Raw genomic sequence first — 12380 nt, 5'->3', positions numbered from 1 at the left:
ATTCTGAAACGTAATAGTTGCAAGTGTTTTCGACTCTTTTTCTATTTTTACACTCTCTTTTGCTTCAATTGCCTGATGAAGTCCATCACTATATCTTCTACCTTCCATAAGCCTTCCAGTAAATTCGTCCACAATGAGAACTTCTCCATCTTTTTCCATATAATCTTTATCTAATTTCATGATAAAGTTAGCTTTCAAAGCTTGAACTACATGATGTTGTATACTCATATTTTCTGCATCAGCGTAATTTTCTAAATGAAAATATTTTTCTGCTTTATCTATACCCTCGTCCGATAATATAACGGAAGAAGTTTTTTCATCTATTGTATAATCTTTCTCTATTACTAGTCCTTTTACAAAATAATCAGCTACTTTATAGAAATCTGTAGATTTTTCCCCTTCTCCAGATATTATAAGTGGCGTTCTAGCTTCATCTATTAATATTGAGTCAACCTCATCCACAATTACAAAGTTTAATTTTTTTTGAACTTTTTGTTCACTGTGAACAACCATATTGTCTCTTAAATAGTCAAACCCAAATTCATTATTTGTCCCATATGTAATATCTGCGTTATAAGCCCCTTGTCTTTCAGTTGGATTTATATCGTGGATAATTACTCCTACAGAAATTCCTAGAAATTCATGTAGTTTTCCCATCTCATCTCTATCTCTTTTTGCGAGATAGTCATTAACTGTAATTATATGAACTCCATCTCCTGATAATGCATTTAGATATGATGGAAGTGTAGCCACTAAAGTCTTTCCTTCACCTGTTTTCATCTCAGTTATTCTTCCTTGATGAAGTATTATACCGCCAATTAGTTGCACTCTAAAATGCTTCATGTTAAGAACTCTCCATGAAGCTTCTCTAACTACCGCAAAGGCTTCAGGTAATATGTCATCTAAAGTCTCTCCACTATTTAGCCTATTCTTAAATTCTTCCGTCTTTGCTTTAAGTTCTTCATCGCTTGCATTCGTCATTTCCGAATCTAGTTCTTCTATTCTGTCTACTGTATCATTAATTCTTTTTATCTCTCTATCACTATAACTACCAAATAACTTTTCAAAAAGTTTCATAATTCTCATCCTCGCATTCATTTTAGTTCTTCTAAATATACACTCGTGTATTATACCACTTAATTCCTAACTATTCAACATGTACTAACCCATAAATATTGTAAATTTCTTTTCACAAAATTAAAAGCTAAAAAAAGGATTAAAGTAAATATATTCTTACTTTAATCCTTTTTAATTTAGTATATCTTAAAATTCTGACTCTATAAGACCATAATGTCCATCTTTTCTTTTATATACTACGTTAACCTCTGAAGTATCGTCATTCATATATACGAAAAAGCTATGGCCAACTAATTCCATTTGAAGTACTGCTTCTTCTGCCGACATAGGTTTGAATGCAAATCTCTTTGTCCTTACTATCTTAATATCATTATCTTCTTCAATATTTTCATATTTTGGAATGCCCTGAAATTTAAGAGAATTTCCATGAGCTCGTTTTTCTAATTTCGTTTTATGTTTTCTAATTTGTCTTTCTATTTTATCAACAGCAAGGTCTAAAGAAGCATACATATCATCATTTTGCTCTTCTGCCCTTAAAATAACTCCATTAAAAGGAATCGTAATTTCTATGGTGTGTCTATTTTTTTGAACACTAAGCGTCGTCTTAGCTTCCACATCCGGATTAAAATACCTGTCAAATTTGGATATCTTCTTTTCTATGATATTTTTCAAGGCTTCTGTTATCTCCATATTTTTTCCTATCACGTTAACTTTCATAATTACAGCCCCTCTCTAATGTATATATACTGCTTTATAAAAAGCATATTATATATTGTTATCAATATTGTATTACTTTTAATCTTAAAAAACAACCATTAAATTTAGAATTCACATAATATTAACTCAATTTAAATTATAATATCTCAATATACCTTATTAATTCCCTGTTTATCGAGGCATGATGCTTATTGTCTATAAATATACTTTATGATATAATTTATATAATTGAGTAAATATATAAAAACTCCTAACATAATATTAGGAGTTTTTATATATTAAGTTAGTTGACCTGGTCTTTGACCCCACACTCGCCTGCTGGAGCTTTTGCTACCCGGACTTAACCTCTCACTACTTACACTCTCGCCTATTATGGCGGCAGGACTAACCTCTAAGCCGCACCATGCTCACTAAACTTTGTTTAACTTACGTGGATCGTTTCGCCTGCGACTGGCATCGACTTTCAACCACAAACCTAACTTACTACAACAATTATTATACCCTACTTTTAGCTATAGTCAATACATAAATATTACTTGCTCCACTTTTTCTTAAATTATGGGCGCAGTGAAATGCAGTCGCACCAGTAGTTATAACGTCATCAACAAGTAATATATTTTTATTTAACATTCGCTCACTTTCTTCAATCTCAAAGCATGTTTTCATATTTGCCCACCGCTCTTCACCATTTAGACCAATTTGATCCTTAGTATCCACAATTTTAATTAAATTGCAAATTACAGGTATATCTAATGACCGCGACAAGTAACTTGCTAAAAACTCGCTTTGGTTATACCCTCTATTTCTAAGGGCACTCTTAGTCATGGGTACGTATGCTATTAAATCAAACTGAAGATTAGTTTCTTTTACAAATTTCAACATATACTTAGCCAAAATTTCACCGCAGATAAAATCACTTCTATATTTAAGTCTAATAATTAGCTCTTTTACAATATTTGAATAATAAAACACTGACCAAACAAGATATTTTTCACTACCAGTTCCTACATAAAAATGTTCTGAGCATTGCCTTAATTGTTTTGAACATGTGGTACATAACGGCTCACTTTCTTCACTATATCCATCACATATTACGCAACTCTCATCACCTGAATATATGAGCCCAGCTAAGCAATAAAGTATTTTTTTTATATATTTAATAATCCTTTGTCCCACGCTCTCTCATTAAATTTTCTAGCCATATTTTTAGCCTTATCCATTTGAACAGTTTCAATATTAGCTAGAAATATCGCTTCTCCTCTTTGTACATTTTCATTTCTTCCAACCTTACTTGATAAATATAATAGTTGCTTATGATCAAATTTAATATCATCCGCAAAGTAAACTATAACATCAACCGAATCAAATTCTAGATAACTTTCTTCAAAATCATCGGTTACTATTATCCCCTTGCCTTGTTTCATAAACAATATTGGAATATCAGCATGACTTTTATTACTAATAAATAGAAATATATTTTCACTTAACTTTTCTTTGAAATTGCTTAGATACTGGAATACCGCTGTAGCTTTTTCCTCATCCGGCGTAAAAATTATCACTTTTCTATTTGATATAATTGACCAATTTAGATATTCATATACCACCAAAGGTATGTCCATACTTAAATTTATTCTTGTTGTTATGATTCTAGGCTCTATAATTGGAATTTTATTGTTTTTTAGCGGAAACATAATTGGGGCATATTCACTTAAGATAGTCTCTACAGAATAAGCTATGGCAACACCCTCTTCTCTGCACATTTTAAATAATATTTTTTTTATTTGTTGCTTATTGTATTTAGGAAAACTTCGAATATCGTTATATATAACCAAATCAAATTTCTCATCCATTTTTAACGCATTTTCATAATTGCATATATGTAAGTATTCATTATAACTGTTGTAATTTACTTCAGAATAGCCAATATTTCCGCCTAAATTACTGAACTTATCTATAAAGTAAATAATATCAATGTTTGGCTTTTCTTCATTTGTTATATACAGTATGTTTTTCTTTTTATTTGCATGTGAAATTATCGTTTCTAATAATATATCGGAAGAATTATAAAATACAGAAACAACATCTATTCTTTTTTGGGAAGCTAAAGAATATCTCAGAATTTCTTTACTAATTTCATCTTTCTCTTTATTAAGGGTAAGTTTTGAATAGAAAAACATATAAAATCTCCTCCAGGATTAAAAATTTATTTTAATAGGACTTAGCTCAGCTGATTTTCATCACTTATTAAATTCGCATCTACTATCTGTCTTATTCGAAAGCACAGTGCAGAATACCTTTCGAAACTTCTGTTATTATCTTTCATAAAACTTATAGCTTTTACCTTACCTACTAAAATAACCATATTCTTAGCTCTAGTTATTCCTGTATAGAGCAAATTCCTGTTCATCAAAAGAGGTGGCCCCATAAACATAGGCATAATTACAACCTGAAACTCACTGCCTTGACTTTTATGAATTGTAATAGCATATGCTAGCGCTAATTCATCTAAATACACCCCTTCATATTCCACCCGCTTATCATCATCAAAAACCACAATCACATTTTCATTATTATCATCAATATCGTAAATATACCCCACATCGCCATTAAAAATTCCAGCACCTTCTTCAGCTTTTGCACTGGTTTTGTTCCACTTTATAGAATAATTATTTTTAATTTGCATAACCTTATCGCCTACCCTAAATATAGTATTCCTATAGTCCTTCTCTTTTTTATATTTAGATTTAGGATTCAATATTTCCTGGAGCTTTTCATTTAAATTTTCGATTCCGAGTATTCCTTTTCTCATAGGTGAGAGTATCTGAATATGCTTCATTTTATCCCATTCTTTGTTAAATTTAGGTAGCCTTACATTTATCAATGTAATTATACTATCTAAAATTTTATCAGGATCATTATTTTCAATAAAGTAAAAATCTTTATCCTTTTTATTTAAAATAGGCATCTCACCATTATTAATCTTATGAGCATTTACAATAATCATGCTTTCCTTAGCTTGCCTAAAAATTTGATTGAGTTTTACTACTGCAACACATTTACTTTCAATAATATCCCTTAAAACATTCCCAGGGCCTACAGATGGTAATTGATCTACATCACCAACAATTATAAGCCTAGTTCCTATACTGATAGCTTTGAGTAAACTGTTCATGAGTATTATATCTATCATAGATGCTTCATCAATAATGAGCACATCACAATCTAAAGGCGATTCCTCACTTCTGAAAAACTGTGACCCATCATCGCCTCCCATACCAATCTCCAGTAACCTATGTATTGTTTTGGCTTCTCGGCCGGTAGCCTCTGTCATTCTTTTAGCAGCACGCCCAGTAGGTGCAGCCATAAATACTTTCATTCCCGCGCCTTCAAACACCTCTGTTATACAGTTTATTATAGTAGTTTTACCTGTTCCAGGCCCCCCTGTTATAACTTCAACGCTGTTCTCTACAGCACCACAAATAGCATCTTTTTGAGACGTTGCAAATTGTATATTTTTTTCCTTTTGAAACTCATTAATTTTATCTTCAATATTTATATTAAGCGCATCACACTGAGATACAGATAAAGTTATAATTTTCTTAGTTACCCCAAGTTCACAATAATAGAAAGGTATAGTAAACACACATTCCTCATCATCAATATTTTCCACTTTTAATTTGCCTTGTAATACATTATCATAAACATTACTCTGGATTTCTTCATCAGAAACCCCCAAAATGTTTTTAGCTTTCTTGTATAATTTCTCTAATGGCATATATGTATTTCCCATAGCACAAAATTCATTAACCACATAATTTATTCCACTTTGTATTCTAAACGGAGACTCCTTATCGATTCCTAAACTTTGTGCTATCCTATCAGCAATTTTAAATCCGACACCATCAATGGTTTCAGTTAACACATAAGGATTTTCCTTTACTACTTTTATAGATTCCGAACCATGTTTTTTATATATTTTAACGCATTGGTTAGGTGTCACTCCGTATGTTTGAAGAAATATCATTATATTTTTAACTTCTCGTTGCTTAGAATAAGACTTGAAAATTAACTCAATTTTTTTTTGTCCTACTCCATCAATCTCTTTTAGTTTTTCAATTTCGTTGTCTAGTATATTCATGGTGTCTTCCCCAAAGCGCTGTACAATTTTTTTGGCGGTTACAGGCCCAATTCCTTGAATAACTCCCGATGCTAAATATTTTTCCACGCCCGCAATTGAACTTGGAATTACTTCCTCACATGTACTTATTGTGAATTGCTTCCCAAATTTAGGGTGAGTCACCCAATCACCAGTTAATTTTAAATTTTGCCCTTCACTAATGTATGGCACAATGCCAACAACCGTTATTTTTTTATTATTATTATTACTCAAATGAGCAATTATATACCCATTTTCGTCATTATGAAATACTATATCTTCAATGGTTCCTTGTATTTCCGGCATAAAATCTCTCCCACTTGTATATTTTACAGTGACAATGTTAATCATAGTATAAATATTGTCACTATTGCTATTATATCATATGCATTTCATATGTATTTCATATTTTCATCAACAGTATACCCCTATCTTAAGTTTTATCAAAATCCTAAATAATAATCCATAAATTGGAAAAAATCAAATTACCTTGCAGTTTTCTTCTATTTCACACTTAAATCGATAAGTATCGAAGCAAAAGAGGGATAACAATTGTTGATTGTTATCCCTCTTAGCTGTTATAAATATTTTTTTATTTCTTCGACTTTATTTAATTTTTCCCATGAAAGGTCTAAATCTATTCTCCCAAAATGTCCATAAGCAGCTGTCTGTTTATAAATAGGCTTTCTGAGGTCTAATTCTCTTATGATAACGGCTGGCCTTAAATCAAATACTTTTTCAATTATTTCAACAATTTTATCATCAGTAATTTTTCCCGTTCCAAAAGTCTCCGCTTCTATAGAAACTGGTTTAGCTACTCCGATAGCATATGCTAACTGAATTTCTAATTTATCAGATACCCCTGCTGCTACTAAATTTTTAGCAACCCATCTTGCAGCATACGCAGCGGACCTATCAACTTTTGTTGCATCTTTTCCAGAAAATGCTCCACCACCATGTCTTCCGTATCCACCATAAGTATCTACTATTATTTTTCTTCCTGTTAAACCAGAGTCTCCTTGCGGTCCTCCAATTACAAATCTACCTGTTGGATTTATATAATATTTAGTGCTTACATCTAGAAGTTCACTTGGCACTATAGGTTTTATTACATGTTCTATTAAATCTTTTTCAATTTGGTCATGAGAAACTTCTTCTCCATGCTGAGTTGAAATGACAATAGTATCTATTCTTACCGGTTTGTTTTCTTCATACTCCACAGTAACTTGAGTCTTGCCATCTGGTCTTAAATATTTCAAACTACCATTTTTCCTTACTTCACTTAATCTTCTTGCAAGTCTATGTGCCATAGCAATCGGAAGTGGCATATACTCTGGCGTCTCATTAGTGGCAAATCCAAACATCATGCCTTGGTCTCCAGCACCTATCGAATCACCCTTAGCAAGTTCCCCTAATTTGGATTCTAACGCCTCGTTAACTCCCAAGGCTATATCTGCCGATTGTTCACCAATAGACGTAATTACAGCGCATGTACTAGCATCAAATCCATACTTTGCTCTAGTATATCCTATACCTTCAATGGTTTCTCTAACAACTTTAGGAACATCTACGTAACACGAAGTCGTTATCTCTCCCATAACTAAAACCATCCCTGTAGTAACCGCTGTTTCACAAGCAACTCTAGCATTAGGATCTTGCTCTAAAATAGCATCAAGTATAGCATCCGAAATTTGGTCACACATTTTATCTGGGTGTCCTTCAGTAACTGATTCTGATGTAAATAATCTTTTCATTATAATTCTCCTTTCAAATGCTTATATTTTTTCTTATACAAAAAATAAAACCCCTTCAATATGAGAAGAGGTGTTTTAACCATCTCTCTTATCTCGCAGACTATAACTGCAGGAATTGGCACCATGGCGTGTACACCGGTTGCCGGGTTTCATAGGGCCCTTTTCCCTCCACCTCTCTTGATAAGAGTTATCAATATTAAGTTTTGATTATATTACCATATAAATTCAATAGTGTCAATAAAGCTTATATTTTTCTTAAATTAAAATCATTAAAAAAGACATCAAAAGATGTCTTTTGGTGGAGGAAGATGGATTCGAACCATCGAAACATTACGTAACAGATTTACAGTCTGCCCCCTTTGGCCACTCGGGAACTCCTCCATATATGACGCTAGCAATGAGAATTAATCTCACGACTTGCTAATTATAAGCAACTATTTCCGGCCTTAAAATCTTATATAAAATAATGGTGGAGGAAGATGGATTCGAACCATCGAAACATTACGTAACAGATTTACAGTCTGCCCCCTTTGGCCACTCGGGAACTCCTCCAGTAGTATGACTAACAAAACTTACTTATGGTGGGAACAACAGGGTTCGAACCTGTGACCCTCTGCTTGTAAGGCAGATGCTCTCCCAGCTGAGCTATGCTCCCAAAACTTATAATAAAGCCTACTTTATAATAACACATAATAAATGGTGGAGGAAGATGGATTCGAACCATCGAAACATTACGTAACAGATTTACAGTCTGCCCCCTTTGGCCACTCGGGAACTCCTCCACTTATGGAGCTAGCAATAGGAATCGAACCTACAACCTGCTGATTACAAGTCAGCTGCTCTACCGTTGAGCCATGCTAGCATATTATATTATTTGTTGCTGTATATTGTCGACAAGAATCATTATACAACTTTAATTAATTATTTTCAAGTGTTTTTTTTGCTAATATATAAATTCTTCTCTACATTACTATACAATTCTCTTCTTCCCTCGAATTTAATCACAATTACAGCTTTTTTTTATATAGGTCTTATGATATTTTCGCATGACATCATTCTTCTATATGACTAGTATAACTTCTCTGCTTCTTCCATATCTATAAACTTTCCAGCTATGATTCGCACTTTTTCATATTCCTTTTCTGATAAATTGTCTTTCATTAATTTTAAAGCTTTAAGCACTCCATTCTCGGCATCACTCGCATATAAATACTCCTCAACCTTTTTATAATTGTCTCTGCCTAACTTAATACTTATATATAGCAACTTTATTTTATCGGTAGAAGTTAAGTTCTCCATTATTTTCCCTGTCGATACTTTAAATACCGATTGTTCATTTTGTTCATTTGTATAATTGTAATCTTCTAGGCTGTTCGATTCTTTTGGTACATACCCACCGTCATATATATATTTATCCCAAGCAGTGTCCTCTATATCTACTTTCATTGAACTTGTATCTGCAATATCATTAGTATTTTCATATTCACTTTTATTATCACTACTAATTTCTTTCTGAGGCACATCATCTTCCTGTATATTGTCATTTATATCCGCAGCTTCATTAACGTTATTCTTGTCTTGGTTTAAATTACTGATAATCTCTGATACCTTCTGCACATATATTTCACCTTTCTCATATTGATTACTATTACTTATATAACCACTATATGAGCCCATTGTAGTCACGCTAATAAATGTAGAAATCATAATAATCCATGACGACTGGTTTTTTTTCATAAGAACATCACCTCAAATAATTAATATATATAAAATATTTGCCAAATAATCATTTTTTTATACTTTTATCATAATAATACCTGGTATTTATTCATATAAATTATTGATAGGAAGATAAGGAGGTATATTTCTTGAGTAAAGCTAAAACCCATTATAAAGATCCTTTAGCCTACTATACAATTTCCGAGTATTTAAAAAACTATATCGACGACAATACTTTAATTGTTTGCATAGGCACCGATAGATGTATAGGTGATTGTCTTGGTCCTCTAGTAGGTACGTTTTTAAAAGATAGTTCCTTTCCCTTACCTGTATATGGAACAATTGATAATCCAATTCACGCCTTAAACATCGATAGTAAGTTAGCCAAAATAAATAATTTACATCCCCATTCTACTATAATAGGTGTTGATGCATGTTTAGGAGATATTTTAAATATCGGTGAAATTCAGGCTAGAAATTATCCGATTCATCCTGGTAAAGGTGTAGGAAAAACGCTTCCTAAGGTAGGTACCGTATCATTAATAGGTATAGTAGATTCAAGTGATGATAGTGAACTCTTTACTAATAGAAACATAAGACTTAGTTTAGTAATGGAAATGGCTAGTGTCTTAAGTCGGTCCCTTTTGCATTCATACTATTTATATTCCCTTACCAAAGAAGAAAACAATTCAAGTCCAATATAAATATAAACAAGCAATACAATTAAACTACTAATTGTATTGCTTGTTTATATAGCTTGTTTACATTTTTTATTCCTCTGAGTATGTTTCGCCTGCGTTAAATGAATTATCTAATTTATCCATATACTCCAATACCTTGCCAGTTCCAAGGGCTACACATGAAATAGGATCCTCGGCAAGATACACTGGAACTTTAGTATATTCTTGTATAAGTTTATCTAACCCTTTTAATAATGAACCTCCACCTGTCATAACTATGCCTTTATCAGCTATGTCTGCTGCAAGCTCTGGTGGTGTTTTTTCTAACACGGAATGTGTACATTCTGCTATTAAATTGACTGTCTCTTTTAAAGCTTCTCTCATTTCTTCACATGTTACTGCTAAATTTTTAGGAAGACCAGTAATTAAATCTCTCCCTCTTATATCCATAGTAGTTCCTTCCTCTTGTTTGCATGCACAACCTATGTTTATTTTTAAATTCTCCGCAGTTCTCTCACCAATCATTAATTTGTGTTTTTTCCTAATATACTTTATAATAGCTTCATCAAATTTATCTCCAGCTACCTTAATTGATTCACGCACAACCATGCCTCCTAAAGAAATAACTGCAACATCAGTAGTTCCACCACCAATATCAATAACCATGTTTCCACTTGCTTTAGTAATATCTAGTCCTGCTCCAATCGCCGCGGCTAGTGGTTCTTCAATGAGATAAACTTTCTTTGCTCCGGCATTTCTACCTGCATGTTCTACTGCCCGTCTCTCTACCTCCGTTGCTTCGCAAGGGACACATATTACAATTCTTGGTGCTGAAAGCCTTTTTTTACCACAAGCCTTCTGTATAAAGTGTTTTAACATCTTTTCAGTTATATCATAATCCGAAATAACCCCGTCCCTCATAGGACGTATAGCCACAATATTGCCAGGTGTTCTCCCTATCATTTGTCTAGCCTCTTCACCAACTGCCAATACCTTATCTTGATTTTTATCTATGGCAACAACAGACGGCTCTTTTAAGATGACACCTTTGCCTTTAATATATACAAGTACTGTGGCCGTTCCTAAATCTATTCCCATATCTGTACCTAATCGAAAAAAAAACATCTCAAAACTCACTCCTGCTCTTTAGTATATTCGTTATTTAAATTATACTAACCTTTATTCTACAAAGCCATAAAAAAACCCTTTTTTTTGGCTTTAATATTTTTCTAGTTTTTGTTTCAAATGTTTTTATCCCTCTACTGCCTGATATTTAAGTTTAGTTGCCCTTCCTCCTCTGATATGTCGCTCCGCCTTATTTATATCCAATATTGTTTTTGCTTCGCTAGCAATCAGTGGATTTATAGTAGGTAATCTTTCCGTCATATCCTTGTGTATAGTGCTTTTGCTAACACCAAACACTTTGGCAGTTCTTCTTATTGTAGCTTTTGATTCAATAATATACTTAGCAACTTCTAGTACTCGATCTTCGATATAGTCTTTCAAAGTGTTACCTCCTAAACCCTTATATATTTATAAATATGCATTACCTTGCTTTTAAATTCCATTCCAATCAGTCATTTCTCGATAAATTCGTAAAAATGGCTGATTGGCATGGGTTTTGGTTATTTTTTAGTTTCTACAGCCTGGTATTTTTCATATGTTACATATATAGCAGGGTCAACATTCTTGCTACTTTTCAAAACTTCAAAATGTAAATGAGGACCATAGTCTTCACTAAATGAGTTTAAAGTAGTATCTCCCACTTTACCAAGTTTCTGATTTTTAGTTACTTTATCATTTTTCTTTACTAATATCTCTTCATCTAAATTAGAATATCTAGTAACAAAGCCATTACCATGATCTATTACAACCATTTGACCTTTTTGATTAGTAACATCAACACCAACTTCTTTAACCGTTCCGTCCATGACAGCTACAACTGGCTCACCTATTTTAACTTTAATATCAATGCCTAAATTATTTGTATAGCTCCCATTAGTCTTCCACACAACAGCATCAACGTCTTTTGAATATGCCCTCGCGAGAAGCCCATTAGCTACGGGTTTTTCAAATTTAACACTAATTGTATTAGAAACAGCAGTAGTTAAATCTGTAGATGTAACCTTTTTAATGTTAGGTACTGACTTAAGTCCTTGAGTTTTAGCTTCGTTTTCCTTTTTTACTTGAAGCGCATCCTCATAAGTTTTTTGTTCCTCTTTTGAAACTTTTTCTGCATTTGCTTGTTGTTTTTGTTCTTCCAATTGATTACTTGCT

General features: G+C 32.7%; 11 protein-coding genes, 5 tRNA genes and 1 riboswitch. Of the genes, 1 reads left to right on the top strand and 15 read right to left on the bottom strand.

Going from position 1 to position 12380, the window contains the following annotated elements; all coding sequences use genetic code 11:
- The 12 genes from ACJAX4_RS17085 to ACJAX4_RS17030 all read right to left on the bottom strand — a co-directional run.
- Positions 1-1077: DEAD/DEAH box helicase (locus tag ACJAX4_RS17085; protein ID WP_435790654.1), on the bottom strand; the 1077-nt coding region annotated here is incomplete at its 3' end.
- Between the two features lie 186 nt (positions 1078-1263).
- On the bottom strand, positions 1264-1794 hold the full coding sequence (gene hpf / locus ACJAX4_RS17080; RefSeq protein ID WP_435790653.1) for a ribosome hibernation-promoting factor, HPF/YfiA family: 531 nt from the start codon (positions 1792-1794) through the stop codon (positions 1264-1266).
- A gap of 495 nt (positions 1795-2289) precedes the next feature.
- Entirely contained in the window at positions 2290-2970 is a 681-nt protein-coding gene (locus ACJAX4_RS17075) for a ComF family protein (RefSeq protein WP_435790652.1), read from the bottom strand.
- Positions 2943-3971, bottom strand: coding sequence for a hypothetical protein (locus tag ACJAX4_RS17070; RefSeq protein WP_435790651.1), 1029 nt, complete (start codon positions 3969-3971; stop codon positions 2943-2945). The genes ACJAX4_RS17075 and ACJAX4_RS17070 overlap by 28 nt, the downstream gene beginning before the upstream one ends.
- Before the next feature lie 41 nt (positions 3972-4012).
- A complete protein-coding gene (gene recD2, locus ACJAX4_RS17065; RefSeq protein ID WP_435790650.1) occupies positions 4013-6256 on the bottom strand; it encodes an SF1B family DNA helicase RecD2 in 2244 nt (747 codons plus the stop codon).
- Positions 6257-6528: 272 nt separating this feature from the next.
- A complete protein-coding gene (metK, locus tag ACJAX4_RS17060) occupies positions 6529-7704 on the bottom strand; it encodes a methionine adenosyltransferase (RefSeq protein WP_435790649.1) in 1176 nt (391 codons plus the stop codon).
- Positions 7705-7789: 85 nt separating this feature from the next.
- Positions 7790-7891: riboswitch (SAM riboswitch) on the bottom strand.
- Positions 7892-8000: 109 nt separating this feature from the next.
- A tRNA-Tyr gene (locus ACJAX4_RS17055) sits at positions 8001-8085 on the bottom strand.
- An 86-nt stretch (positions 8086-8171) separates the two neighbouring features.
- Positions 8172-8256: transfer RNA gene (locus tag ACJAX4_RS17050), tRNA-Tyr, on the bottom strand.
- A 27-nt stretch (positions 8257-8283) separates the two neighbouring features.
- Positions 8284-8359, bottom strand: a tRNA-Val gene (locus ACJAX4_RS17045).
- A gap of 42 nt (positions 8360-8401) precedes the next feature.
- Positions 8402-8486: transfer RNA gene (locus ACJAX4_RS17040), tRNA-Tyr, on the bottom strand.
- 5 nt (positions 8487-8491) lie between these two features.
- Positions 8492-8566, bottom strand: a tRNA-Thr gene (locus ACJAX4_RS17035).
- 206 nt (positions 8567-8772) lie between these two features.
- On the bottom strand, positions 8773-9441 hold the full coding sequence (locus tag ACJAX4_RS17030) for a hypothetical protein (RefSeq protein ID WP_435790648.1): 669 nt from the start codon (positions 9439-9441) through the stop codon (positions 8773-8775).
- A 131-nt stretch (positions 9442-9572) separates the two neighbouring features.
- Here ACJAX4_RS17030 and yyaC point away from each other — a divergent pair, with 131 nt between their 5' ends.
- Complete coding sequence (gene yyaC / locus ACJAX4_RS17025; RefSeq protein ID WP_435790647.1) at positions 9573-10127, top strand: spore protease YyaC; 555 nt, start codon at positions 9573-9575, stop codon at positions 10125-10127.
- A gap of 66 nt (positions 10128-10193) precedes the next feature.
- On the opposite strand, the gene ACJAX4_RS17020 is transcribed toward yyaC, so the two are convergent.
- The 3 genes from ACJAX4_RS17020 to ACJAX4_RS17010 all read right to left on the bottom strand — a co-directional run.
- Positions 10194-11228: a rod shape-determining protein gene (locus tag ACJAX4_RS17020; protein ID WP_435790646.1), complete on the bottom strand. Its 1035-nt coding sequence runs from the start codon at positions 11226-11228 to the stop codon at positions 10194-10196.
- Between the two features lie 126 nt (positions 11229-11354).
- Positions 11355-11609, bottom strand: a complete 255-nt coding sequence (gene spoIIID / locus ACJAX4_RS17015; RefSeq protein WP_435790645.1) for a sporulation transcriptional regulator SpoIIID — start codon at positions 11607-11609, stop codon at positions 11355-11357.
- A gap of 119 nt (positions 11610-11728) precedes the next feature.
- A partial coding sequence (locus ACJAX4_RS17010; RefSeq protein ID WP_435790644.1) for a peptidoglycan DD-metalloendopeptidase family protein occupies positions 11729-12380 on the bottom strand: 652 nt, incomplete at its 5' end.

The organism is Clostridium sp. (assembly GCF_051278035.1).
In the GTDB taxonomy this organism is placed as follows: Bacteria; Bacillota; Clostridia; order Clostridiales; family Clostridiaceae; genus Clostridium_AD.
This window is presented reverse-complemented; position numbering and strand designations above follow the sequence as displayed.